Annotated in this window: 25 protein-coding genes and 1 pseudogene; 2 read left to right on the plus strand and 24 right to left on the minus strand. The window is 38.2% G+C overall.

What is annotated here, in order from left to right; translation table 11 throughout:
• Positions 1–3: 3 nt before the first annotated feature.
• From PH210_RS00570 to PH210_RS00605, 8 genes and pseudogenes are all read right to left on the minus strand, one after another.
• A complete protein-coding gene (locus PH210_RS00570) occupies positions 4–1,461 on the minus strand; it encodes a sensor histidine kinase (RefSeq protein WP_289982216.1) in 1,458 nt (485 codons plus the stop codon).
• Between the two features lie 104 nt (positions 1,462–1,565).
• Positions 1,566–2,396 (minus strand): annotated as a pseudogene (locus tag PH210_RS00575) (DUF4822 domain-containing protein); the annotation flags it as partial.
• A 258-nt stretch (positions 2,397–2,654) separates the two neighbouring features.
• Positions 2,655–2,936: an HNH nuclease-like protein HlpB gene (gene hlpB, locus PH210_RS00580; protein ID WP_289982218.1), complete on the minus strand. Its 282-nt coding sequence runs from the start codon at positions 2,934–2,936 to the stop codon at positions 2,655–2,657.
• A 90-nt stretch (positions 2,937–3,026) separates the two neighbouring features.
• On the minus strand, positions 3,027–3,161 hold the full coding sequence (locus tag PH210_RS00585; RefSeq protein WP_289982219.1) for a hypothetical protein: 135 nt from the start codon (positions 3,159–3,161) through the stop codon (positions 3,027–3,029).
• A 451-nt stretch (positions 3,162–3,612) separates the two neighbouring features.
• Positions 3,613–5,736: a glycoside hydrolase family 3 protein gene (locus PH210_RS00590; RefSeq protein WP_289982220.1), complete on the minus strand. Its 2,124-nt coding sequence runs from the start codon at positions 5,734–5,736 to the stop codon at positions 3,613–3,615.
• Between the two features lie 120 nt (positions 5,737–5,856).
• On the minus strand, positions 5,857–7,062 hold the full coding sequence (locus tag PH210_RS00595; RefSeq protein ID WP_289982221.1) for an AraC family transcriptional regulator: 1,206 nt from the start codon (positions 7,060–7,062) through the stop codon (positions 5,857–5,859).
• Between the two features lie 99 nt (positions 7,063–7,161).
• Positions 7,162–7,893, minus strand: a complete 732-nt coding sequence (locus PH210_RS00600) for a GTP cyclohydrolase II (RefSeq protein ID WP_289982222.1) — start codon at positions 7,891–7,893, stop codon at positions 7,162–7,164.
• Positions 7,894–7,925: 32 nt separating this feature from the next.
• Positions 7,926–9,023, minus strand: coding sequence for an FAD-dependent monooxygenase (locus PH210_RS00605; RefSeq protein WP_289982223.1), 1,098 nt, complete (start codon positions 9,021–9,023; stop codon positions 7,926–7,928).
• Positions 9,024–9,210: 187 nt separating this feature from the next.
• On the opposite strand from PH210_RS00605, the gene PH210_RS00610 reads away from it, so the two are divergent.
• Positions 9,211–9,534 carry a winged helix-turn-helix transcriptional regulator gene (locus PH210_RS00610; RefSeq protein WP_223588378.1) on the plus strand — a complete coding sequence of 108 codons (324 nt, stop codon included), beginning with the start codon at positions 9,211–9,213 and terminating at the stop codon, positions 9,532–9,534.
• Between the two features lie 71 nt (positions 9,535–9,605).
• On the opposite strand, the gene ypfJ is transcribed toward PH210_RS00610, so the two are convergent.
• The 10 genes from ypfJ to PH210_RS00660 form a co-directional block, all read right to left on the minus strand.
• Positions 9,606–10,442 carry a KPN_02809 family neutral zinc metallopeptidase gene (gene ypfJ, locus PH210_RS00615; RefSeq protein WP_289982224.1) on the minus strand — a complete coding sequence of 279 codons (837 nt, stop codon included), beginning with the start codon at positions 10,440–10,442 and terminating at the stop codon, positions 9,606–9,608.
• 176 nt (positions 10,443–10,618) lie between these two features.
• Positions 10,619–10,837, minus strand: a complete 219-nt coding sequence (locus PH210_RS00620; RefSeq protein WP_289982225.1) for a spore germination protein — start codon at positions 10,835–10,837, stop codon at positions 10,619–10,621.
• Positions 10,838–10,944: 107 nt separating this feature from the next.
• Complete coding sequence (locus PH210_RS00625; RefSeq protein WP_289982226.1) at positions 10,945–11,742, minus strand: ABC transporter ATP-binding protein; 798 nt, start codon at positions 11,740–11,742, stop codon at positions 10,945–10,947.
• A 107-nt stretch (positions 11,743–11,849) separates the two neighbouring features.
• A complete protein-coding gene (locus tag PH210_RS00630; RefSeq protein ID WP_289982227.1) occupies positions 11,850–12,833 on the minus strand; it encodes a fumarylacetoacetate hydrolase family protein in 984 nt (327 codons plus the stop codon).
• Positions 12,834–12,917: 84 nt separating this feature from the next.
• On the minus strand, positions 12,918–13,691 hold the full coding sequence (locus PH210_RS00635) for a 2-keto-4-pentenoate hydratase (protein WP_289982228.1): 774 nt from the start codon (positions 13,689–13,691) through the stop codon (positions 12,918–12,920).
• A 409-nt stretch (positions 13,692–14,100) separates the two neighbouring features.
• Complete coding sequence (locus PH210_RS00640; RefSeq protein ID WP_289982229.1) at positions 14,101–14,565, minus strand: flavin reductase family protein; 465 nt, start codon at positions 14,563–14,565, stop codon at positions 14,101–14,103.
• A gap of 101 nt (positions 14,566–14,666) precedes the next feature.
• Positions 14,667–14,948: a hypothetical protein gene (locus PH210_RS00645; protein ID WP_289982230.1), complete on the minus strand. Its 282-nt coding sequence runs from the start codon at positions 14,946–14,948 to the stop codon at positions 14,667–14,669.
• 17 nt (positions 14,949–14,965) lie between these two features.
• Positions 14,966–16,387, minus strand: a complete 1,422-nt coding sequence (locus tag PH210_RS00650; protein WP_289982231.1) for a radical SAM protein — start codon at positions 16,385–16,387, stop codon at positions 14,966–14,968.
• Positions 16,380–17,123, minus strand: coding sequence for a prolipoprotein diacylglyceryl transferase (locus PH210_RS00655; protein WP_289982232.1), 744 nt, complete (start codon positions 17,121–17,123; stop codon positions 16,380–16,382). The genes PH210_RS00650 and PH210_RS00655 overlap by 8 nt, the downstream gene beginning before the upstream one ends.
• Positions 17,120–17,776 (minus strand): serine/threonine protein kinase, encoded by a 657-nt coding sequence (locus PH210_RS00660; protein ID WP_289982233.1) that lies wholly within the window; start codon positions 17,774–17,776, stop codon positions 17,120–17,122. Before PH210_RS00660 ends, PH210_RS00655 begins: the two co-directional genes overlap by 4 nt.
• Positions 17,777–18,109: 333 nt before the next feature.
• Between PH210_RS00660 and PH210_RS00665 the strand changes: the two genes are divergently transcribed.
• Positions 18,110–18,661 (plus strand): GNAT family N-acetyltransferase, encoded by a 552-nt coding sequence (locus PH210_RS00665; protein WP_289982234.1) that lies wholly within the window; start codon positions 18,110–18,112, stop codon positions 18,659–18,661.
• A 17-nt stretch (positions 18,662–18,678) separates the two neighbouring features.
• Here PH210_RS00665 and PH210_RS00670 read toward each other — a convergent pair whose 3' ends face one another.
• From PH210_RS00670 to PH210_RS00695, 6 genes are all read right to left on the minus strand, one after another.
• On the minus strand, positions 18,679–18,879 hold the full coding sequence (locus PH210_RS00670; protein ID WP_289982235.1) for a hypothetical protein: 201 nt from the start codon (positions 18,877–18,879) through the stop codon (positions 18,679–18,681).
• Between the two features lie 96 nt (positions 18,880–18,975).
• Positions 18,976–19,518, minus strand: coding sequence for an outer spore coat protein CotE (locus tag PH210_RS00675; protein WP_223588432.1), 543 nt, complete (start codon positions 19,516–19,518; stop codon positions 18,976–18,978).
• A 205-nt stretch (positions 19,519–19,723) separates the two neighbouring features.
• Complete coding sequence (locus PH210_RS00680) at positions 19,724–20,176, minus strand: YlbF/YmcA family competence regulator (RefSeq protein ID WP_289982236.1); 453 nt, start codon at positions 20,174–20,176, stop codon at positions 19,724–19,726.
• Between the two features lies 1 nt (position 20,177).
• Positions 20,178–21,722: a tRNA (N6-isopentenyl adenosine(37)-C2)-methylthiotransferase MiaB gene (miaB, locus tag PH210_RS00685; RefSeq protein ID WP_289982237.1), complete on the minus strand. Its 1,545-nt coding sequence runs from the start codon at positions 21,720–21,722 to the stop codon at positions 20,178–20,180.
• Between the two features lie 305 nt (positions 21,723–22,027).
• Positions 22,028–22,894 carry a 2-oxoacid:ferredoxin oxidoreductase subunit beta gene (locus PH210_RS00690; protein WP_289982238.1) on the minus strand — a complete coding sequence of 289 codons (867 nt, stop codon included), beginning with the start codon at positions 22,892–22,894 and terminating at the stop codon, positions 22,028–22,030.
• Positions 22,895–24,631 (minus strand): 2-oxoacid:acceptor oxidoreductase subunit alpha, encoded by a 1,737-nt coding sequence (locus tag PH210_RS00695; RefSeq protein ID WP_289982239.1) that lies wholly within the window; start codon positions 24,629–24,631, stop codon positions 22,895–22,897.
• Between the last annotated feature and the right edge of the window lie 501 nt (positions 24,632–25,132).

The following is a 25,132-nucleotide window of genomic DNA, read 5'->3' on the forward strand; positions in this document are numbered from 1 at the left end:
ACTCTATTTCGACTTCTTCAATGTAAAGAGGATACTCGTCCCTGCTCCTAATTGGCTTTTCACCCAAATATCACCGCCATGCTCCGTGATAATCTGCTTAGAAATGGCAAGACCCAGTCCGCTTCCGCCAGTCGATTGATTTCTTGATGCGTCCACACGATAAAAACGCTCAAAAATAAATGGCAGTGATTTAGGCTCGATTCCGGCCCCATTATCGCGGACTTCGATTTCAACAAAATCTACCTCTTCATTTATTAAAATGCTTATGATTTTTTCGGGCTTTTTCATATGCTTTACGGAGTTATCTATGATATTGGTCAGTACCCTCCTTAATTGATCCCGGTCAGCAACTACTATTGAAGCGTTTTCTGTCTGATTTTCTACAGTAATCTTAATACCTTTTTCGTCTAAATCAAAATTTATTTCCTCAACAAAGTTCTTTAAAAAACGGAATATATCAATGTCCACAAAGGCAAACGGAAGCTTTTTTAAATCAAGCTTTGAAAAAAGAAATAAATCATCAATTAATTGATCCATATCTGCAGCTTTACGTTTAATGGTAGAAAGATATTTCTCCAATTTGCCCTGTGAAACGGCAACGCCATCCTGAATACCTTCAATATAGCCTTTAATAGCGGTTATAGGGGTTTTTAAATCATGAGAGATATTAGAAATTAATTCCTTTCTGCTTTCCTCATATTGAAGTTGCAGGTCAATGGACTCTTTTAATTTTATCCTCATTTTGTCAAAGGAATCGCTCAGCTGACCAATTTCATCCTGCCTTGAATGATCAATCTTTACATTTAAATTACCTTCTCCCATTTGTTCTGTTGCCTTTTTCAAAGAAAATAACGGCTTAATAATACTCTTGGAAACAAAATAACTTAATAGACCATTTACAAGAATTAAGGAAAGAAATAATAATCCGAATATCAATGGAAATAAACTTCTGGACAGTTCAACAAAAGGGCTTACTTCCCTCATGATGACAACACTGCCTTTTTCCTGATCTGGAAAATAAAAATCGAATTTAACATATAAAAAAAATTGATGATCTATACTTATGGTGTCTCTTACTTTAATATTTTCTGGTTCAAATGAAGGGAGCTTTTTTACGTCCTTTAGAGAATTTAATATCTTTGAGGAATGAACAATTTTTTCTCCTTTGCGGATAATTAATCCAGAAGCAACTGGATCCAACTTTTGATCATATTGATTTAGCAAGGTTTCATTTAACAATTGATTTGGTTGTTTTTTAGCTAAGTATTTAACATCCAGGAATACATTTTCCTCTGGTTTTGTTAAGGGCTTAAGTGCATATTGACGTGTATACAAATCTTTTATACTGCGGATATCACCTGTAATCGCCACTGGAATTAACATAGCACTTATAATGAATAATACTAGTGTTACGATTAGCATAGTTGTATGTGAAATTAATAGCCGCCACCGAATGGACATAAGCGTGCCTCCTGATCCGAGGTACAGTTTTAATTTAATTTACCGAAAAGGGAACAAGGTTGTCACCTGTTCGTAGACAACCTTGTTTCAAATTCCATCGTTCCTTAAAAACCAAATTTTGGTTTTAGATTACCATGATATGGTTCATGTTCCACGAATATCGTAATGTCCTTACCATCTTTGTCTTTCCCCGTTCTTTTATAAGTAAATTTATTTTGATTAAGCTCTGTAAGCTCAAGAGCGGCACCATACTTCCTATCACCAATTGAAACATGGGCTCTTATTTTATTTCCGTGGACAACATCGAAGTAGCCATAATCACCGCGTCTTTCGCCTGTTTCAGCATTGAAAAACTCATATTTATTCGTCTTGGCATCAAATTTTGCCAGACTTATAAAATTTGAATTATACATTGTTACATCATTGCCTTTTTCATCTAAAACATTTGTCCCGTGCCAAAGGGTGCTGCCTAAAATTTTATCTCCATCAACGTTTTTCACGATATCTCCTGTAATCGTGTCCAGCTGCTTGTCAGGATCATTAAAAGATAGTACATTTTCTTTATAGGGAACATGTTCAACAAATACCTCTACATCGTTACCATCAGCATCTTTCCCCATTCTTTTATAAGTGAATACATCTTTATTTAGTTTTATCATGTCGACAACCGCTTGGTAATTCATTGATTCTGAAATTAATATTCTTTTCTTCCCATCATTGGTGATAAAGAAAGTTCCTTTATCGCCGCGACTCTTACCCGTTTTAGCATCAAAAAATTCATATCTTCCTGATTTTGCGTCATATTTCGCAAGACCAATGAAGTTTGCATTCTCTTTTGTTAAGTCATTCCCCTTTTTGTCGTATACTCTTGTACCTTGCCAATCTGTACTGCTAAGTATGTAGGCCATTTTCTGACCTTTAGTCAGTTTATGTTCAGATTGCTTTTGTACAGTTGTTATTTCTTTCTTTTGTTCATTTGCGTTAACTGGCGTACTTGTACTAATAGCTGCTATTGCTATTGTCACCCCGAGTAAAGATGATATTAATTTAGCTTTATTAATCATTTTTTCATCTCCTAGTTTTGATTGACTTCGTCGACGTAAATTGATTGTACCTGACAGAACTTAACTCCCTATTTAAAAAATATTAACAAAGTCTTAACTTTTAAGTTTTAAACCTTAAATCGTTGTTTATTACCGTTTTCGCTGATTTGATTTTTTTATTTTCATTAACTTTGTTGGCGGCTGCTTTCGAATCCATTTAATGAAGCGGTTTAGTTGATTATCTTCGCGAAGCTCCTTTAGGGTTGACAAACGGGCACCAATTTCCTCATTTGTATATAGTGCATGTATTTGTTTATGACATGGTATACACAGATTGGCAGTGTCCCCAAAGGTTCCTCCCATTACTTTAGGAAGGAGATGGTGAATTGTAATTTCAACCTCACTTCGCCCGCATAACTCACATGTACCCACCTGACTACCTACTTTCAAAAATAATCTTTAAGACCAGTTGCAGTTAAAGGAAAAACCTACTTACCCGAATGTAAGTAGGTTTTTCCTTTACTATTCACTGTCTTGGGTAGTATTAAAAAATTCTCTCTGATCATTTTCGTCAGCTTTTACATTATTGTTGGCCTTACCCATTTTTCCATCTGATTCATAGCTTAAATTCTGTGGTGTTTTTATATTCTTTTCCATAACAATCCCCTTTCAAAACTAGTATGGTCTCCATCATTTTATTGTCTGATTACATTTGAAAAATATACTCTATTATAAAGTACAGTTGCCTCCTGTTTTTAGTCCTGACGGGTTTTATGAACTGCTCTTATCGACCATCGCCTCCATTTTTTAGTGCTGTCGGGCTTTATGAACTGCTTTTATCGACCGTCGCCTCCATTTATTAGTGCTGTCGGGCTTTATGAGCTGCTCTTATCGACCGTCGCCACTATTTTTTAGTGGTGTTGGGCTTTATGAAACGCTCTTATCGACGCTCATCTCTATTTTTTAGTGTGATGGGCTTTATAAGCTGCTTCTGGGATATTTGAGAATATTAAATATCACTTAATAAAGTAAAAAAAGCGTCAAACCCTGAATAATCAAGGTTTAACGCCGTTTCTAGACGAACATATTTCATGGCACCTTTTCTGATTTAATAGGTTAAGCCATGACCAAGTTTATAAACATTCCCATCGGTATCATTATAGGCATATTGAAGTCCTTCAGGCATGTATTGGTCCTTGTCGTAACCTGGTACATCGTTTCTTGATACACAATTACCATCTTCATCTACAGCAATCACTTCTTCACTCGCAGGCAATGTCAACGGTAATACCCCTACTGGACGGCTATTGCCCGCCATAACTTCATACTGCGCCTTATAGTAGGTATCGTAGCCAGCGATCATTACATCTGCAAGAGGTTCAACATTACCAAGGATCCACGGCAGAATGACATTCACACTTACAATCACTTTTCCTCCACGGATATGGATGCTGTCTGCTACTTCCTTGAGATGATTCATTCCAGTCAAAGTCGTTTCTTGATACGTAGAACCGTCTAAAGCAGTTAAGGTTTTATCCTCGCATATCTCAAGTTCTAAAAGTCCAGGTGTCGCGTTGAAATAAGCACCGGATTTTGGACTTAAAAACAAAATAGCTGTGTCGGCTTCTTCATAGTTATCTGTTAAAGTAAACTGTCCGAGCTCTTGGCAATCTTTCCTTGCTTTCTCAGTGTAAGAAGCCGCCCGTTCTGGTTCCTTGTGAAAAACTTCGATATAAACCTTCTTATTATCAAGCTTTTCAGCTGTTAATGGCAAGGTTTGATTATGGTTTTTTAGAACAGTTACTGATTTTTTATGGGCTTCATAAGCAGCATCCCAGTTAGCCGAATTACTAACTACTTCCGCAGCATGATCTGGTGAAACGTAGGTGCGATCATCGAATAGACCTAAAGCAAACATTTCTGTAAGGAGACGTTCATTTGCTTCATCGATGCGTTTTTCACTGATCCAGCCGTTTTCGATCGCTTTTTTAAGATTTTCAACATCATTTGTATCTGAAACAAGATCTGTCCCGGCATTGATCGCTTTTGCAAAACGTTCTGCTTCGCTTAAATTTTCAACGCCCCAGCTCATTTTATTTGTAACACCGCTGTCACTATTGATATAACCTTTGAACCCAAGCTTTCCTCTAAGAATATGATTTAAGAAATAATGATTAAATGTAAAGCCCACCTCTTCAAAAGGGATGTCTTCACCTTGGAATTCTTGTACTACACTTTTTTTGATGCTTGGAATAGAGTAATATGGCATAAACGATGAAGTTCCATGGTCTGCCGCAGCCTGAAACGGAGGCAGATGATACTTTTCTAAGCTTCCTGGCGTAGGGTATAGATTCCACTTACCTTCTTCATAATGAGGATCAAATCCATTTTCCCTTGCTCCGCCGCCAGGAAAATGTTTGGTTGTCATCGCAATACTATTGTTTCCTAATTCCTCGCCTTGGAATCCATCAATGAGACGGCCGATCGCATCGGAAATAAATTCCGGGTCTTCACCAAACGTACCATAGATTCGCTGCCATCTTGGGTCTGTGACGGTATCAGCCATATACATGTATCCCTTTCTAAGCCCTACCGCATCCCACTCATCATGGGCTATTTCGGCAAATTGGCTGATAAGGGAGGCATCCCCGCCATTTTTAATCTCCCCTTTTGCTGCAGCAGCAAGGCCTAACGTTCCCGGCCAAGTTGAGAAAATCCCAGCTGCATCATTCATACCAAAGATAAATTCTGTATTTTCATTTCTTGAATTCGATGCAATTAAACAAGGTATACCAAGACGTGTTCCCTCACATACCTCATTCATGGTATTGACCCACTCTGCCATTTCAGCCGGGCTCCAATTATCGCGTAGAATGAAGTGCCGCAAATGCATGTTTTCAATGGTATGGGTTGTTCCCCATATTTTTGAAGCAGCAAAAATATTTTCACCTTTCTCCACAATACCTTCATCCAAAACGCCATCATGGCTTGTCTTACTCTTATCTTTTTGAGAAAGTCCCATCTGACGAGTATTGATAAGCATCATACCGACCTTTTCATCGATATTCATCAATGAGACTAGATTCTCCGCACGTTCTTTCGGACTCAATCGCCAATCCTTATAAGGATCCAGTTTCCCATTTCCATTCAAATCTTTAAATTTTAATCCGTCAATTTCAATGATATTCTTGACTCTGACTTCTAGATTTGGCTGTTTATGTTTTTGTTCCATAATTAACGCCTCCTAAGCTTGATGCACATCTCTTAGATTCATATTAGCGTTTTGAACACGGTTTCACACCCAAAATTGCACACTTTTATATAAAATCGCCTGCTGGTAATAACTATTTTTCTATTTTTTTACCGCCTTGATAAAATCTGAAGCGGTCATTCCTTTTACCTCTTTAAATATTTTACAAAAATAGTTGTAACTGCTATATCCCACTTGCAAGCCAATGTCAGTAATAGATAACTGCCCTTGTTCCATAAGAAAAACGGCCTCATTAATTCGCTTTTGGTGAAGATAATCAATCAAACTAATATTCATTTCTTGTTTAAATTTCTGCGCGAGGTAGGACCGATTAAACCCAATTTCTTCTGCTATCCTTTGCAAATTGATGGGTTCCTGAAAATTGAGATTGATATACATTAACGCTTTCCTTACCACTTTGCTGTGCCCTTTAACAGCAAAATTCTTAACCGCCTCACAATATTCATCTACCATATTGAAGCTCAGCGTATCTAATTCGGCCATTGTAACCGCTGCCTCAATCTTAAGGGCAAATTTTTCCGAAATAGCGTGTAAATACTGAGGTTCCACCCCTCCCTTTGCAGCAGCCAACCGATTCATCGTATTGCTTGAAAAGCTAAGATTCTTTTTAGCCCTTAAAGGATTCCCCGGAACTCTGTAGGAAAAATCGCCTGTAAAATCAATCAAAGCTTTCATTGCATTTTCTTTATCTCCTAATTCGATAAAATGCAAAAATTTCTTCTCAGCCTCATACCTTAATTTAACTTCAAACCCATTCATATCATAATTCTGCGGCTGTACATCCGGCTGGTATGCCTCATTGCTTTTTTTCGTCGTAATAAATTGTGAGGCAACCCTTGGGTTAACTAATAAATTTGTGATTAAATCCCCGATTGCCAAGTAGGATTGTCCCAAATAAGGTAATGATTTATAAAATATCTCAATTGGCTTTAACCAACTATTTTCAAGATGATTTTCCTTCAGGACATTCCAGATCAATTGGTCCGTTACCCGCTCATTCAAAAAAGGTCCTGCTATAAATATCCCCCGAAACTGTCCTTCCTCTTGCAGGCCAACTGCCAAATAGGAAAGCTGAAAAGAATCTGTATGAAAACAAAAACTATATTGATTTGACTCTTCTACCGCTTTTTGAATATCCACATACATTTTCTTTCGGCTTTCAATAAATATGTAGGGCTCACTGTCATCTGATATGTGCACCATCGTTTGTAATTGATGATCCACTACTTGTACATCTATTTTAAAGGCATTTTTAATTAGCCAGCATTTACTTAATAGTTCATCCACTTTCATCATCCTTCAAATTCTTTCCTACCTCTTATAATGTGAAAAAAAGCAAGGATTAATTTCTCCTTGCTTTTTTCAATGACGAATAAATTTATGCGCCTATCCTATATGTCCTGATTTTGTTACTTTCGTTTGTAAGTACTTTTTATTGTACTCGGATAGATCTCCCCATAAAGGGGTTCTTCCGGAAACAGGAAGCCCCGCTGCTTTCAATGCCTTAAGTTTTTTCGGATTGTTGGTAATGAGTGTTACCGGTTTTGTTCTTAATGCTTTCAGGACCTCGATGGCATCATCGTAATTCCTTAAATCATCCGCAAAACCAAGCTCCTCATTCGCCTCTACGGTATCGAAGCCATTTTCCTGGAGTAAATAGGCGATTGCCTTGCTAAATAAGCCAATCCCTCTGCCTTCATGGTTGGCTAAATAAAATAAAGCCCCAGTTCCATGTTCGGTAATCATTTTCATCGATTGTTTAAGCTGATAGCCACAATCGCAGCGCTTGCTGCCAAAGATGTCTCCTGTATGGCAGATCGAGTGCATTCTAATTAATGCATCCTCGCCATATTCAAAATCCCCGTAAACTAGCACACTTGATTGCTGATAATCTGCTAGATTAGCAGATGATAGTTGATCAATCACAAGCTGAAGATCTTCCGTTGCATTTTCGCTCTTCAGCCAGCTATACCATTTAAACTCGACTGTTTTCCCATATAAATTAACAGGCAGCTTGATTGGTCCAACCAGATAAATGGCTTCACTGCCTTTCTTTATCATCTTTATTTTATCTTCTAATAAAGAGAAAACATTTGAATTTAATTGTACTTGTTCCATTATGATTTCCCCCGATTTCATATATTTATAGATTATAATACCGAAACGACAAAATTATCTTGATACGTTCTCTCTTTCACAAACTGCTGCATCTGTAGTCGTTCGACATCATCACGGCGAGTTAGTTCAAACTGTTTTAATTGAGCTGCTCTTACATCCTGTTTATCCAGTGCTTCACTTAGGATATCAGCTAAAACATCCGCATCCATTAAGGCACAATTAATGCCAAAGGCTCCAGTTGGACTCATCGTATGGGCTGCGTCCCCCATAATGACCACTCCGTCCTTCACCCAAGTTGGACATTGACTGCTTTGAACCTTTAATAAAATAAAATCGTTCCAGGATTGAATTCGCAATCGCAGCGTTTCCGTTAACTCTGGAAAAGCCGCCATTACTCGCTCTATAAAGGGAGTGAAAGATTGTTTTTTCAAAGTTGGATACGAGTTCTCTTCAATATTCCAGCCAATCTGGATATACCCGCCTGCCTGGGTAAATAATGCAAGCTGCTGTCCATCGATAAGGGCATTTTTAATGACCGGCTCCCATCCTGCAGGGCTTGGGATTTTCGCCCATAGCAGATCATACCCGTGTTTCATTGTTGTAAATGAGAAGTCTGCCAGTTTTCTTATAGACGAAAACCGCCCATCCGCACCCACAACAACCTTACTGCGAATGGTCATTTCTTGGTCACCATTATTAGCCTTCAGACCTGCAACACTGCCAGCTTTATCAAACATTAACTCTGTTACTTTTGTCCCCATCAACAATTTGAAATTAGTAAAGGATTCAGAAGCTGTAATCAACGCACTTAACAAATTCTTTTGTGGAACATGGATACCGACATGCTTCTCTCCATCAGCTGGTGTGACGGTCTTGATTACCTCTCCGTTGCAGCTATATTCGATTCGGTCCATTAAAAGCAGTCCAGCTTGCTCGACTTGATGATAAAGACCATGTTTTTTTAAAATTCGTTCTCCGTCCTGGTTAAGATGTTCGCCCCTGAATTCCTTGTCTATTCCCTCATGACGTTCGAGAACAATCGTTGAAATACCTTTTTTTGCAAGCAAATATCCTAAAAGGGCGCCGCCGGGACCTGCACCAACAATGCAAACATCCGACTCCATATTCATGTTTGAAAACCCCTTTTTACATTATGTTAATGACATATTGATAAAACCAATTGGTTAGAGTAAAATGAAATTAGTTAGTTACTTTATGTAAGTAATTATATTTTTAAAACTTACTTATGTCAAATTAATTTGTTATGTATTGTAATTATACAATTAATAGTAAAATACTAATAAAGGGTGATGAACAATGAATCAGTCTATCATTTGTCCTCGATTCGAAAAAGCGATGGGAATTTTGAGCCAACGGTGGACAGGTCTTGTCCTTTATCAGCTTTTATCAGGACCGAAACGCTTCTGTGCGTTAGAATCTTCTATGGGAATTAGTGGGAGAGTTCTTTCGGAGCGACTTAAGGATTTAGAAAATCTTGATATCGTTAAACGCGAAGTATTCCCCGAAACACCAGTACGAATTGAATATTCCTTAACCGAAAAAGGGAAAGCTTTACAACCGATTATTAAAGAAATAGAAAAATGGTCCCAAACCTGGCTGCCAATTGAATCAAATCAATAATAATAAAGGATGAATCTAAAAGGCTTGTGCCCTCAAGATTCATCCTTTCTTCATTCCAACGGTTTAAAACCTTAAAGGTTTGCCGCTTTAAAAGTATCTCCACCCTCAATTTTCCCATTTTCAAAGCCCTTATTAAACCATCGTTTTCTCTGCTCTGAGGTTCCGTGGGTGAAGCTTTCAGGAACGACATATCCCTGTGCTTTCTTCTGAATATTATCGTCACCGACAGCCTTTGCAGCATTTAATGCCTCTTCAAGGTCTCCTTTTTCAAGATAGCCTTTCCCTTCAGCATAATGAGCCCAAACACCCGCCAAATAATCGGCCTGCAATTCAAACCGGACCGAGTACTCATTCGATCGTTTCTCGGCTGGTGAAGCTTGATCTCCTAGATGCAGAAGGGTTTGAACGTGGTGTCCTACCTCATGGGCGATTACGTACGCCATCGCAAAATCTCCTGGTGCCTGGAATTTTTGTTTTAACTCTTCATAAAAACTTAAATCAATGTAAAGTTTATGGTCAGCAGGACAATAAAACGGCCCTACTGCTGAACTGGCCGACCCGCAGGCCGACTGGACACTGCCCCTATACAAAACAAGCTTAGGATTTTCGTATGTCAGCCCTCTCTTCTTAAATTCCTCTGACCATACATCCTCTGTATCAGCCAGGACAACAGATACAAAGCCAGCTTGTTCCTTCTCTTGTGCTGATTCATCGTTAGAAACATTTAAATTTGAATTATTATTTGATGATGTGTTACTAATTATTTCTCCAGGGTTTCCTCCTAGCAGTGTAAAGAGGATGAGAATAATCACTCCGCCAATACCGCCGCCAATCATGGTTTTTCCGCCAACACCCATACCTCTTCGATCTTCAACGTTCGTGCTTTGCCGTCTTCCCTTCCATATCATATTTTTACCTCCCAATGCTTGAGATCTAACTTTAACTATTTCCATTATGTTATTCCCACATTAAAGAGAAATAAAAATGCTTTTATTCTGGTAATTACCTTATTAAAAATAAAAACCGCCTCCCGAATTTTTTTGGAAGCGGTTTTTTATAGTATAGATAAACACAAAATAATGCCTTAGTTATCATGAACAATTGGCTGGTCAATCACATCAGTATCTACTGTGTTGGTTGTACTAGGTCCATTAAAATTTAGGATATTAACACCAGTATTTGAAGCGCCTGAACCATGTATACTCTTTAAGGCATTTTTTGGGGAAACAAATACGGCGCCGCCAAATTGTACAACTCCACCCGACACTGTATCAATTTTAACCTGAATTGGAAAACCGGACATATAGACCATCCTTTAAAGTTAAGTTCCTTAAATCAAAGTATGCCAGGTTCCAACATTTTGTTCATGCATATAAATTAGCACTTCCTAATGTTGATCCCTCTTTTTGATTAGCTTAAGAAAACTTTCTGTTTATTTTTAGAAAGCAGCGGCCGGTTATTGTCCCATAATACATTGACAGGAAGCCCGAAGAAGTGAGTGAGATTTTCACTGGAAATCATTTCTTGTGTTTTTCCCGCTGCATAAACCTGCCCCTCTTTCAATAATAGTGTTTTATTGAAAACAGGGAGGATTTCTTCCACATGATGAGTAACGTAGATAATGGTTGGCGCATCTGGCTGTGCCGCAATACTTTCGATCGCTTCCAACAGCTGCTCACGAGCAATAAAATCTAATCCGTTTGTTGGCTCGTCCAGTATGAGCAAGGATGGATCAGCCATTAGGGCACGGGCAATGAGAACCCGCTGCCTTTCTCCTTGAGATAAAGCTTGATAATTTCGGTTGGCATACGCGTTGCAGCCAAGCACCTCTATTAGAGAACCTGCCTTTTCTCTCATTTCATCTGTTGGAATTTCGTATAGTCCAATGGTAGCAAATGCTCCGCTTAGAACCACTTCAAAGGCATTATCTCCGGAATGGAATTTTTCTTGCAGGGAGGACGAAACAAACCCAATTTGCTTTCGAAGCTTCTCACCGAGGTAGGTTTTTCCGAATTCCATTCCTAGTACATTAATTTTCCCTTTAGTTGGGAAAAAGTACGCATTAAGGAGATTTAAGATGGCTGTTTTACCGGAGCCATTTAAGCCAAATAATACCCAATGGTCCCCTTTTTCAATTTGCCAGTTCACATTTTGCAATATCCACTTTCCATCCCGTTTCAACGAGACGTTATCAAGTTGTACAATCATCTTGTTTCTCCTTTCCTAAAATTGTTTGGTTCCAGAATATTAACCAGGCTCCCCTTCAGGATCTCACCTTTTTCCTAATACGGATTCAATTCAAGTGTGAATAGGGTCTATTTTGAACGAACAAGGTTTAGGCTCTTAACCACTTTATTTGTTTGCTCGCCAAGATCAATTTTTCCATTTGTACTTTTTATTTGGCAGCGAATGGTATCCCCATCGTTTAGGTATTTACCGCCCTCTAATTGCTTCTCCACAAGCAAGTCCAGCTTTTGCTGAAATGGGACAGACAAGTTTGATAGCAGCGCATTTACTTCTGTTGAAAGATTCAGTGCTACCCCGCCGCCAGTGCCGGTTACGATCAAATCCCCTGGAGATAGATCCATAACCTCTGAGAGTTCGGTTAGGGTTTCTGCAGGTTTGTATAGTAGTTGACTAGAATTGCAGGACTGCCTTAATTCATCATTTACCCAAAGGTTGAGCTGAAGGTCGTGAATCAGTGGCAGTTCATCTTTTTCAAGCAAGTAAAGATAAGGGCCAACAGGACAAAAAGTACGAAAGCTTTTTCCTTTTAGCCATTGGCCCTGAGGCAATTGAACATCACGTGCAGAAACGTCATTAACAATCACTAGACCGGCAATATAATGATGAAGATTTTCGTCTGTCACTTCCACTTGTTCCGTAATATCCGTTCCAATTACCAGGCCTAGTTCAAGTTCATAGTCCAGCAGTTTTACATTCAATGGGCGAATAATTTCACTATATGCACCGCACAAAGAACTATCGGCCTTACTAAAAATCATATTAAAAGGCGGCCTTGCTTCTTCCATTCCTGTCTCTGAACGATGTGTAGCGTAATTTACACCCTGACAAATTATTCTCGCCGGCTTGGTCACCGGACTCAACAAGGTTACTTCATTTAATGAGATGCTCTCTGCCTTTACCTGTTCTTTAATTTTTACTGCTTCCTCTTTCCCCTTTTCCAAAAAATCAGCTAAGCTGTTATATGTACCTTGTAATACACTAATATTTTCGCCTGAAAGAACTCCCCATCGTTCTTTTTTGTCTTTTTCAAATCTTACAACCTGTATTCCCATTTTCCTGTCTCCTCCAATTATTCAAAATTTAGTTAATATAAAGACTCCTTACATTCTGCATACAAGGAGTCTTCATTCCACTTCCTATTTAAACGTTGCAGATACTGAACCAAGATGATCAAATTCTGCAGTGAAAGTGTCACCAGGTTCGAGGCCAACAGCCTTTGAAAGTGCTCCAGCTAGAATGAATTCTCCTGAATGAAGAGAAATTCCATAGCTGCTGAGCGCATTGGCCAGCCAGGCAACCGCAAGGGCGGGATGTCCCATTACCTCTGCTCCGACTGCAGAATCAAAAAATTCACCGTTTTTATAAACTCTCATCCCAATTCTCGCGAGGTCATGACCATTGATTGGGGTCGTTTTTTTACCGATTACCGCACCTGCTGATGAACCATTGTCAGCTACTGTATCCTCGAACTTGATTTGCCAGTCCTTTATTCTGCTATCGATGATTTCAAGTGCCGGAACAACATAATCTGTTGCATCGATTACATCTTTTAAAGTAATTCCAGGGCCCTGTAAATCTTTCTTCAAGACAAAGGCAATTTCAAATTCGACTTTCGGCTGAATAAATCGATCTAGCGGAATGCTCTCACCATCGTCAAAAATCATGTCATTTAGAATATGGCCATAATCAGGTTGATTTACATTAAACATATCCTGCATGGCTTTACTTGTAAGGCCAACTTTTTTTCCAACAATCACCGAACCATTTTCTACCTTCCGACGGATTTGCTGAAGCTGGATTTGATAGGCATCATCAACAGAAATAACTTCAGGTGATGATGTGAAAGGCTCAATCGGTTTTTTGTGGATTTCCGCCTCTAATAAGGCAGTTGCTGCTTTTTGAATATCCATTAGTGATGCCCCCCATTAAAGCTTATAACTAAACTGTAACAGTTTTTTCTTCAGCTAATGCGCGATAACGTCCGCTGTAAATAGTATGTTTTGCTGATAAAACATGTCCTAACTTTGCAATTTCTGATAGACTCATATAATGACCCTACTTAAATTCTAAAATATTTTTAATAGAAAAACTATAGGGAATAATCAAAAAATTACAGACAGATTTAAACAAAGTAAGAATTCTGTTCTTGTCCAGATAAGTCTCTTCCATATATTTCAATTAAACTATAAGGAGTAATGAAACCATGTGTAAACATCATTATTTCTCAAAACACAAAAAATGCGCCTGATTTATCGGCGCATTTTTCGGAATTAGGTTTCAGGTAAAATTATAGTTGAAAGACTTTTTCTAAAATAGAGATTATTCCTCTGTTAATTTCCGATACTTTCCACTGAAATAAATAAGCGGCTCTGAATCCTCTATGTTAATTTCTTTTACTTTCCCAATAAACAATGTATGGTCACCCTCTACATGAGCAGCTGAAACTTCACAGGTAATTTGCGCAAGCGATCCATTTAAAACGGGTATTCCTCCCAGCCAGTCAAACTGTACTTCACGATGTTCTTTTAGTTGCCCGGCAAAAATCATCGACAAATCCTGCTGATCAGCAGTCAATATATTCACCGAAAACGATTTGCTTTGTTTTATTTTTTCCAGCATAGATGCTTTTTCAGCTATTGAGATAACTACGAGTTTGGGATTAAGGGAGACAGACATGAAGGCATTTGCTGTCATTCCATGCACTTTGCCATCCACTTGTGCAGCCACCACTGTTACACCTGTAGCAAATTTCCCCATTGCGTTACGAAATTGACGATCATCCATCTAATCGACCACTCCCTGTTTACATACTATTTAATGAATATGTTTACAGTGATATTGTAATGATTAAATAATCAATTTAGTGCCCATTGAGAAGATTCAAACTATATATTGGAAATGAGGATTCCAAAACAAGCGGAAAATAACAATATATTTAACCCAATCCCAATTAATGCCCCCTGCCCCATTCGTTTCTTCCCCTTGGCGAAACAAACAATCGGGATCACCAAAAGTGCGATGGCGGCTATCACCACATATCCCAAAAATATTGGTGAGCCTAATAATAATACGAGTAATCCAAAAAGATAAATACCAAGTGTGATCCCAATTCCAATCCATAGGTCTTTTAAGGAGCCGCCCTTCTGATTCCCCTGATTTTGACTCAAATACGTCCACTCCCTTTTTATTCAGCGTTAATGAAAGTTTTCCCCTCAAGCTCAGCTCGAATTTTTATAAGCTCCTGCTCTTTATCATCGCGGTAAAATAAATTATAGGTGTCAAACGGAATGATTCGGCCATCTGGATGTGCGATATGAACACAGGATTTCTTGACTGAGCGGACATCGAAATTATAGGCATCTAAGAATTGCATAATGATGACGCGGAACACATTGTCATAGCCAATCGGTCCAGGCATTGCTACCTTTGGCAGACAGCATAATAAATCTTTCAGTGACAAAGCCGAAGAATCTGGTGAATGATTTAAAGAGAACAATTTAAATATCATATTTTTAATATTATCGTCCTGCTCAAAAACGATTGTATTCCGTTCTCCTTCAAGCAGAATGTTTGGGTCAATTAATCCTGTTAACGGGGTTACTGTTTCATTTAGTTTAAGCGCGTAACCCATGGCAAGACAATCCGGGTGACATGGAACAGGAATTATATCCTTTGAGCCAAACACATTTGATTGGTCGATAATCATTTGCCGGACTTCACTTAACGTTAAGCGATTGGTTGACGGATCATAATCTTCCAACCGGCCAGCTGCTTGAATTGGTTGGAAAGTGACTCCTCTGACACACTTTTGTTTCAGACCATATTGAATGATCTTTCCTACTTCCTGGTCATTCAACCCCTTTTTCAAAGTCACAACTAACGTCGTCGAAATATTATATTCATTTAAATTCTCGATCGCTTTTTGTCTAACATCTCTTAAATCTACTCCCCTTAATTCCTCAAGTGCTTCTTTTTCAAAACTATCAAATTGAAGATAGATTTCAAAGCCTGGAGAATAGGCAGCCAATCGCTTCACAAATTCTTTATCATTTGCAATACGGAGCCCATTAGTATTCACCATGATATGCCTGATTGGTCTTGATTTTGCCATATCAAGTATTTCAAAAAACTGCGGATGTATAGTCGGTTCTCCGCCGCTAATCTGGACTATATCAGGATTGCGTTCATTTTTAATAATGTTATCTAGCATAAATTCAATTTTTTCCAGACTTCGGAAGCCTCCTTTATGGGGAGATGACTCGGCATAGCAAATGGGACATTGGAGATTGCATTTCTCAGTAATTTCTAGCAAGGTCAAACAGCTGTGCTGTTCATGGTCTGGGCATAGGCCGCAATCATACGGACAACCATATTTTATTGGGGTATTCCAGCGGTACGGCATTTCCGAAGGCTTGATGAACTCACGGCACCATTTATAATATTCGACATCCGTTGAAATCAAAACCTTTTCTCTTCCATGGTGGATACAGTGCTTCACGAGGAAAACTTTTTCGTTTTCAATAATAACTTTCGCTTCCACCTTCCGTAAGCAGGTCAAACAAATACTGTTTGTTAACTCATAAAATAAATAGGGACGGTTAGGCATGGATTTCTCTCCTTTTTTCTGTTAGTTTTTTATGTATAAGCCATATGTAATATGCGATTCCTAGTAAACTGGCAAGCTGAATATTGTTAAGAATCCAATATGGATGCGGAGTTGGTTTGATAAAATCAATCATAAAGCGAAACACGAGGTAACTTAACATGAATAGCTGGAACAGCAATCCTTCCCAGCCGATATTCATCTTTTTCATTCGAAAAAGCAGCAGGGCTACAATCCCTAGGAAGACAATCTCATATAATTGAGTTGGATGGCGCTTGATACCATCCCCAAAGTCAACACCGGTTATCCATGACGTAGCAACCCCATAAGTATGGTCATCCAAACCAGTTAAAAAGCAGCCAATTCTCCCAATCATCATTCCAACCGCTAATGGGAGAACAAAATCATCACCAGTGGATCGAGTCCAGCCGATCCATTTTTTCGCTATTTCAACCCCTATTAATCCACCTAACAAACCGCCCACAATAGTTTTCCCTTCAATTAGATAAACAAGATTATCCCAGTTTTCCAATGTTTTGTTCGGATCCTCCAGCCAATAGAGAAATTTCGAACCAATGGCAGCACCTAAAGTGGCACCAACAATAACCCATAAGGCTTTATCCAATGGTATTCTTTCTTTATTTCGTGTGTATAAATACACACGAAAACCAATAAAGTATGCTAATGATTCAAATAACCAATGAGGATGGATGCCGAAAATATAGAAAGGGAAATTCACATTTTCCCCGCCTTTCGAAAAAATTTCCTGTATAAACGGTACCCTTTTCTAATACCATCCACAACATAAAAAGGAATCGAAGGATGGTATTTTTTAAGAAAAGGTCTATAAATCTTGTAATATGCCTTTTTCAAATCATCCCACTTACTGCAATAGCCCTGCTTGTAGAAATCTGACACATCCACGATATATCCGCGTCCGTTTGACATGACGACATTTTTCCCGTGAACATCGAAGGGATTCAATCCGACCGATCGAGCATATTCCAGCCCATTATCAATATCCTCAATTACACTTTCAGGAATTGGTACACCCTTTACTAAAGCGTCAAATAAAGTAATCCCGTCAATTTTTTTTAAAACTAAATAGCTGTCACTGTATGCATAGAGATTAGAGTATGCTTTATGGTCCCCTAGTTTTTTATAGACATCAATTTCCTTTTTTAGCTCATCATGATCTCTTCCGTAAACCTTTACAACCAATAAAGGATTCATATCGTTCGAAAAAACGCCAGCGTAATTACCGCTTCCAACCGTTTTCCAAGAGCTTGAACGATTTTCGACAATGATAGGATCAAAAGGGCTCGGAGTCGTTAGAAAAATTTGCGGTAATAACTCGGTCTCTATTAATGATATATATTTGCCTATCTTCATTTACACACCCTCAATCCAAGAAAAAATAAGACTGCCATCTTTTGTTAAGGCTCTTTTCGTCCTTTATTGCTTTTGGAACCTAATAAGGTTCATTTACTAAGTTCCTAGGCAATTTTCGCAAAGAGTGCTTACGAAAAGATGCCACGACGCTTCTAGTTATACGGGTTTATAAACTTATACGAAAAACAACAATTTATGCGAAAATAGCCTTTGTTAAAATTATTTTCTCATCTTATCTTACCTTCAAGCAAGAAAAAATGTTATTCCTAGATTGATAATATCTTTATTTTTAATACATCACCCATTACACTGATACATAAGGGGTGATAACATTTGAATTTTCCCACTTTAGGAACGAAAAGACTGAAATTAATTGAAATAACGCATAAACATATGGATAGCATTTATGAGATTTTATCATTAGAAGAAGTTACGAGATTTTATGGGACCGACCCCTTCATTTTACAGGCGGAAGCTACACGATTAATTGACATGTTCCAGAAAAACTTTCATGAAAAGCGCGGGATCCGCTGGGGAATCAAACTGAAGGAAAATCAAAGGATTATTGGTACAATCGGTTTAAATGTCCTGAATTTGAAAAATAAACGCGCCGAAATCGGCTATGAATTGCATCCAGCCTTTTGGAAAAAAGGGTATGCCTCCGAGGCAATTAATGAGGTACTAAGTTTTTCATTTGGCCAGTTGGACTTATATCGAATCGGGGCCGTTGTATATCCAGAAAATGAGGCCTCCTTACATCTCCTAAGAAAAATTGGCTTTACGAATGAAGGGTTGCTGCGGGGCTATATAAGACAAAATGACCAAAATCATGATACATATGTATTATCATTGCTAAAATCAGAATGGACAAAAAGCCAGGAATAAAGTTATCCTGGCTCCTCTTATTCTTCGAAATATTCCTTAAATGCTTTTGGATTTTTTACATCCTCATTATGATAATATGGATTATTTTCGGTTGGATCCTTCGGGTCAAGATTTGTTTTGATGACTAGCATGGGCTCTGATGAGCTTTCTGCGATTATTCTGTCATTTAGCTGATTAAAATCAGCTATTTTCTTATTTCCAGGCTGTCTCGGTTCCATTTTTGCACCTCCTAGAATTAAGGTGCATCCTTTTGCTGGAAAAAATTCACGTATTAAAAAGAAAAAAACTAGGAAGTAAAAACCTCCTAGTTCATGTTATTCTTCTTCCCCGCCGACTAAGAAATCTGGATTTAATTCTTCAAATTCCTCGTCGTCAACATCAGGTCCCCAGTCATCGTCATCACATTTATGGCTTTTAGAGACGGCAACACAAATTTTTGTTTCGCCAATCACTTCAACAAGGAATTCCCTTTCCACATGTACAATGATGCGATTGCCATTTGGGGAGATGACTGCTTCCGTACAATTTGGCTGCTGCAGCACGCGAGCAACAATCTCATTGTCATCCAAGCAGTCATGATCACGGTATTTTAACTTAATGACATCTGTATAAGTTACACGTTCAGTTACTACTTCTGTTTTGGTGTTATCGTTAAAAGAGTACCAAACGTTAATGTCATACGAACCGTGTATCTCTACAGTCTTGCCGACTTTCTTCGCGTTGTATTTATGGTTGATAATCCAACAGCCAAGGATGCTGGTTGGACTGTGTGCCGGGCTTATTGTATGATTGGACTGGGTAAATTTACGTCCTTTCGCTACGACGGCTTTTGCAAATATCTCTCTGTAATCTCCCATTTCGCGCGAACCCTCCTCATTCAGTTTCAATTCATCCTATGCTAATTTATAGACTAGTGTGATATATAATTTTGGAAATACTGGTTAAATGTTTAGATATGATTCATTTTATGCGCATTAACTAGGTATGTGCCTTTTTGCCTTGTACTTTAAAAATGGTAAAAAAAAATAGAGCCGGCTTATTATATAAGCCTGGCTCTATTGATTAATGATCGTGATCGCAGTCGTCGTGGCTGCTGCATTCGCCGCCATGTTTCATGCTCGCACCTGTTTCCCCCATCAATACATTCCCACCAGTGGAAATGATGATTTCGTCGGTTACAGTATTCGAAATGGTCGAAGCAATAATCTGGAGCAATTCATTTACATCCATTTGAGATTGCTTAAAGTCCTGAACAACTGGAATTTCATCCAACTCTTGTTCAATAGATGCAATTTTGTCTTCCACCTTTTTCAATGCTTCTGGCTTCCCATAATGCTGAAGATTTACTGCTTGCTTTTGCAAACCTTTAATATCTGAAATTAATGTTTTAACCTTTGGGTTTTCATGAATTTGTGCTTCTGCCCGTTTAAAAAAGTCCACTTCTTCTGTTTCTGCAATCATACGTGCTAATTCTGTAGCACGAGCGACGATATCATCTTTCGTATACTTCGCCAACTTATTTCACCTCTGCTGCTTCTAATTCTTCAACCATTTCTCCGTTTAATGACCATGTTTTAGCTTCTGTAATTTTTACCTTGATGATTTTTCCGATAGCTGTTTTAGGAGCTACGACGTTAACAAGCTTGTTTCTTGAAGTGTAACCTGCAAGGACATCAGGGTTATTCTTACTTTCGCCTTCGATAAGTACATCAAGAACCTGACCCTCGTGCTTTTTCATTGCTTCGAGTGAAAGTTCATTTACAAGAGCATTTAAACGCTGTAGCCGCGCTTTCTTCACTTCCATTGGAACATTATCCTCCATTTTGGCAGCAGGAGTTCCTTCCCGTGGAGAGTAAATAAATGTATAGGCTAATTCATATCCAACTTCTTTATAAAGAGACATCGTTTCTTCAAACTGTTCATCCGTCTCATTTGGATATCCAACAATAATATCTGTAGTCAAAGCAACATTTGGAATGGCAGCTTTAATCTTTTTAACAAGCTCTAAATATAGCTCTCTTGTGTATTTACGAGCCATAATTTTTAATACATCTGTTGATCCAGATTGAACTGGTAAATGGATATGATCCATTAAATTTCCGCCCTTAGCAAGAACTTCAATCAAGCGATCATCAAAATCACGTGGATGGCTCGTCGTAAAACGAATTCTTGGAATATCAATCTTACGCAATTCATCCATCAAGTCGCCTAAACCATAGTTTATGCCATCTAAATCTTTACCATAAGCATTTACGTTTTGACCAAGTAAGGTAACTTCCTGGTAGCCTTGTGCTGCCAGATGGCGCACCTCTTGGATAATTTCCTCTGGACGACGGCTTCTTTCTTTACCACGTGTATACGGAACAATACAATACGTACAGAATTTATCACAACCGTACATAATGTTAACCCATGCTTTGATATTTCCGCGGCGGACCTTTGGAAGGTTTTCAATAACGTCTCCTTCCTTAGACCATACTTCAATTACCATTTCCTTTGACATATACGCTTCATGCAAAATATTTGGTAAGCGGTGAATATTGTGAGTTCCAAAAATCATGTCAACTTGTTGATACGTTTTCAAGATCTTATTAACTACAGATTCTTCTTGAGACATACATCCGCATACACCTAGTAGTAAGTCCGGCCTTTCCATTTTCAATGCTTTTAAGTGGCCAAGTTCGCCAAATACTTTGTTTTCCGCATTTTCACGAATAGCACAAGTATTTAGAAGGATAACATTTGCATCCTCTGTGTTGTCAGTTGGTTCATAGCCTAATGCTAAAAAGATTCCGGCCATAACTTCTGTATCATGCTCGTTCATTTGGCAGCCATATGTTCTAATATAGAACTTTCTGCCTTCACCCATTCCTTTGAATTCCTCAGGAATAGCAAAATCATTATGATATTTAACTTCTTCTTTACCACGTTTTTTTGCATCTTTTAAAGAAGGTGCGGTAATGACTTGCTCAAAGTATTTGCTGTAGTCCTTGGCGGATTTTTTGTCCGAAGAATTAGCAGCTGCTACTTGCTGACCTTCTAATCGTTGCTTTTCATTCATGTGTAAAGACCCCTTTCATTTAAAAATAAAATACGTCTATAAGATTATTGTTTGTCATTATTTACCTGTGCTATAAAGATAGGATGCCGATTGCTCTATCTGCACATTATTATAGTATAAAGGTTTACAAGACTGAAAACAATAGCAATCCCTGTAAACACGCTGATATATAGACAATTATGTATTTAAAATAACGCCGCCAAATAATAATGATAATGGAAAATTTACACGTTATATGTGATGTTTTTCACTTAATTAATAAAAAAAATCCCGAGAAATACATTTTCCCGGGATTTTCATAATTATTACATAAATTCTGCAACTAATTTATCGAAGTGTGCTTGATCAAGATTTAATTCTGCATCCACTAACGGAGCTTCTGAGTATCCAGTTAGTAATTCTTGATAAGATGGACGCTCTGTGTTTTGGTAAATGAGCCCAGTAACTAAGCCGTTATGCTTCATTAATGTCTGCATTGCCATTTCACGGTTTGATGCATCATATCCCTCAACATCACTTAACTTTGTTAAGTTTTCTTTAAACCAGTCGTAGGTGTTTACTTTATTATAGGTTACACAAGGGCTGAATACATTGATTAATGAGAAGCCTTTGTGATTAATCCCCGCTTCAATTAATGCTGTTAGGTCTTTTAAATCAGTAGAGAAACTTTGTGCAACAAAGGTTGCCCCAACTGTTAAAGCCAATTCCATTGGTGAAATGGATTGTTCGATCGATCCCATCGGAGTAGATTTTGTTTTAAATCCAACTGCCGAACGTGGAGATGTTTGTCCTTTTGTTAAGCCATAAATTTGGTTATCCATAACAATGTAAGTAATGTCAATGTTACGGCGAATGGCATGAACGGTATGAGCCATACCAATTGCATAACCGTCACCGTCACCACCGGAAGCGATAACTGTTAAATCACGATTGGCCATTTTAACACCTTGGGCAATCGGTAGTGAACGGCCATGGATTCCATGGAAACCGTAAGCATTAATATAACCAGAGATACGACCAGAACAGCCAATTCCTGAAATGACGGCTAAATTTTCCGGTACTAGACCAACATTTGCCGCCGCACGTTGCATTGCAGCCTGTACAGAGAAGTCGCCACAGCCGGGACACCAGTTCGGTTTTACATCATTTCTAAAGTCTTTAAAAGTGGCCATTTAGAACAACTCCTTACATTTTGAATGAACTTCGTGAGGCAAAAATGGATTCCCATCATATTTTAAGAATTTATTAATTTTTTCTGCATGACCAATATTCATTTTCATGATATTTGCTAACTGTCCAGTCGCATTGTTTTCCACAACAATCACTTTTTTGGCAGAACGAACAAGTGGAAGCACTTCGTCTGAAGGGAATGGATGAATTAAACGAATTTGAGCATGGTTTACTTTCAATCCATCTTTTTCTAAGCGTCCCATCGCTTCTTCGATCACACCGCGTGTTGAGTTAAACCCAACGATTAACAGATCTGCATCCTCGTGTGGCGCATTTTTATAAACAGGTGTGTTAAAACGAATATTTTCAACCTTACGGAAACGTTTATCCATTTGAGCATTACGGTTTGTTGCAGATTCAGATGGTTTTCCTGTTTCAGCGTGCTCAACTCCAGTAACATGGTGAATACCATTTTTCATACCTGGGATTGTTCGTGGAGAAACACCATCTGCTGTAACTTCATAACGCTTGAAATAACCTTTGTTTTCAATTTCAGGAAGTTCTTCACTTACGAGCTTACCGCGTCTAATTTCTACTTTAGACATATCAAGCGGTTCAACTGTTTGCTTTCCTAATGATAATTGAAGGTCAGATAAAACGATGACTGGGCATTGATATTCTTCTGCAAGATTAAACGCTTCTGCAGTATCATAGAACGCCTCTTGAACAGTACTTGGAGCCATAACGATTTTCGGAATTTCACCATGTGTACCATAAATCATTGCCATTAAATCTGATTGTTCTTGTTTTGTCGGAAGCCCTGTTGATGGACCGCCACGTTGAGTGTCCACAATAACAAGCGGAGTTTCTGTAATACCAGCTAGTCCAATTGCTTCCATTTTCAATGATAATCCAGGACCTGAAGAAGCAGTAAGAGCACGTACCCCACCGTAGCTTGCTCCAATTGTCATAGTAGCAGCTGCGATTTCATCTTCTGTCTGGATAACTGTACCGCCAACAGCAGGTAATTTCTTAATAAGATATTCCATGATATCTGATGCAGGTGTAATAGGATATGCAGCCATGAAACGGCATCCAGCAGCCATCGCGCCTAATGCAATCGCATCATTTCCAATCATAAACATACGATGTTTACCATCTGCTTTTTCAAGTACCATTGTTGGAACATTTGCATCCATTTTTTCTTTCATATAATCAAAGCCCGCTTTGATGGCATCCATGTTTTTCGCAACAACTTGATCGCCCTTTTTGCCAAAAATCTCGCGAACTACTACTTCAAATACATGAATATCCAGGTCTAATACTGCAGATGTTGCACCAATAGCAACCATGTTCTTCATTAAAGAAGTCCCTAGCTGAGTAGCAATCTCTGTAAATGGAACCGCATACATGGATGCTTCAGTATCTTCAGGCTTTTTTGGATCAAATTTTGCATCAGCAAGGATAACACCTTTACTGTGAAGTTCTTTGTAATTTAAATCAATTGTTTCTTGGTCAAACGCGACAAGGATATCAAGATCGTCAGAAATAGAACGAACCTCTGTTGTGCTCACGCGAATCTTATTGTTTGTATGGCCGCCTTTGATACGAGATGAAAAGTGACGATAACCATACAAGTAATATCCCAGGCGATTCAGTGCGATTGCAAAGATTTCCCCAGTACTTTCAATACCTTCCCCTTGTTGTCCGCCAACTTTCCACGAAAGTTGATTGATCATGACTTACACCCCTTTGGATATGTAAAAAATAAGTAATTAAACATTAATAGTGTAGCACTTTTCCGAGTAAATCACTAGAATTTTGTTATTTTAATGCTTTAAAGACTTAAAATCTAGAAAAATGGATACGTACTAAACGCTTTCAATTCTAGACCTATGGACTCAAAATTGCAACCCTTTCAAGCGAAATATTGTCAAAACTATGTATATTTTTTTATTATTTCAACTTTGATATTTACTACAACCTTAGTCAAATAATTAACAACAGTTCAATCCTCTTTTTTTATGCAGTTTTTCGATTATATCCACTTCTTAAGCTACATTCCAATGGATATTCCAATCCCTCGTTGTACTATATCAAAATAATATTTTTAAAATTGTAATAAAAAAGTATCAAAGCAAAAAATTAGTATCCATTTTTGTAAAAAACTGTAAAATAAAAAACCTGCTGGATGTAACCCAGACAGGCTTAGGTAATGGTGCTTCGTTTTCTCCGCGTTT

It is taken from the genome of Paenibacillus sp. BSR1-1, assembly GCF_030403775.1.
Taxonomy (GTDB): Bacteria; Bacillota; Bacilli; order Bacillales; family Cytobacillaceae; genus Neobacillus.

Excerpts from the sequence above, each read along its gene's own strand:
- PH210_RS00570 (WP_289982216.1), bottom strand. The coding sequence starts at position 1,461 with ATGTCCATTCGGTGGCGGCTATTAATTTCACATACAACTATGCTAATC.
- PH210_RS00585 (WP_289982219.1), bottom strand. The coding sequence starts at position 3,161 with ATGGAAAAGAATATAAAAACACCACAGAATTTAAGCTATGAATCAGAT.
- PH210_RS00590 (WP_289982220.1), bottom strand. The coding sequence starts at position 5,736 with ATGGAACAAAAACATAAACAGCCAAATCTAGAAGTCAGAGTCAAGAAT.
- PH210_RS00600 (WP_289982222.1), bottom strand. The coding sequence starts at position 7,893 with ATGGAACAAGTACAATTAAATTCAAATGTTTTCTCTTTATTAGAAGAT.
- PH210_RS00605 (WP_289982223.1), bottom strand. The coding sequence starts at position 9,023 with ATGAATATGGAGTCGGATGTTTGCATTGTTGGTGCAGGTCCCGGCGGC.
- PH210_RS00610 (WP_223588378.1), top strand. The coding sequence starts at position 9,211 with ATGAATCAGTCTATCATTTGTCCTCGATTCGAAAAAGCGATGGGAATT.
- ypfJ (WP_289982224.1), bottom strand. The coding sequence starts at position 10,442 with ATGATATGGAAGGGAAGACGGCAAAGCACGAACGTTGAAGATCGAAGA.
- PH210_RS00620 (WP_289982225.1), bottom strand. The coding sequence starts at position 10,837 with ATGTCCGGTTTTCCAATTCAGGTTAAAATTGATACAGTGTCGGGTGGA.
- PH210_RS00625 (WP_289982226.1), bottom strand. The coding sequence starts at position 11,742 with ATGATTGTACAACTTGATAACGTCTCGTTGAAACGGGATGGAAAGTGG.
- PH210_RS00630 (WP_289982227.1), bottom strand. The coding sequence starts at position 12,833 with ATGGGAATACAGGTTGTAAGATTTGAAAAAGACAAAAAAGAACGATGG.
- PH210_RS00635 (WP_289982228.1), bottom strand. The coding sequence starts at position 13,691 with ATGGATATTCAAAAAGCAGCAACTGCCTTATTAGAGGCGGAAATCCAC.
- PH210_RS00640 (WP_289982229.1), bottom strand. The coding sequence starts at position 14,565 with ATGGATGATCGTCAATTTCGTAACGCAATGGGGAAATTTGCTACAGGT.
- PH210_RS00650 (WP_289982231.1), bottom strand. The coding sequence starts at position 16,387 with ATGCCTAACCGTCCCTATTTATTTTATGAGTTAACAAACAGTATTTGT.
- PH210_RS00660 (WP_289982233.1), bottom strand. The coding sequence starts at position 17,776 with ATGAAGATAGGCAAATATATATCATTAATAGAGACCGAGTTATTACCG.
- PH210_RS00670 (WP_289982235.1), bottom strand. The coding sequence starts at position 18,879 with ATGGAACCGAGACAGCCTGGAAATAAGAAAATAGCTGATTTTAATCAG.
- PH210_RS00675 (WP_223588432.1), bottom strand. The coding sequence starts at position 19,518 with ATGGGAGATTACAGAGAGATATTTGCAAAAGCCGTCGTAGCGAAAGGA.
- miaB (WP_289982237.1), bottom strand. The coding sequence starts at position 21,722 with ATGAATGAAAAGCAACGATTAGAAGGTCAGCAAGTAGCAGCTGCTAAT.
- PH210_RS00690 (WP_289982238.1), bottom strand. The coding sequence starts at position 22,894 with ATGGCCACTTTTAAAGACTTTAGAAATGATGTAAAACCGAACTGGTGT.
- PH210_RS00695 (WP_289982239.1), bottom strand. The coding sequence starts at position 24,631 with ATGATCAATCAACTTTCGTGGAAAGTTGGCGGACAACAAGGGGAAGGT.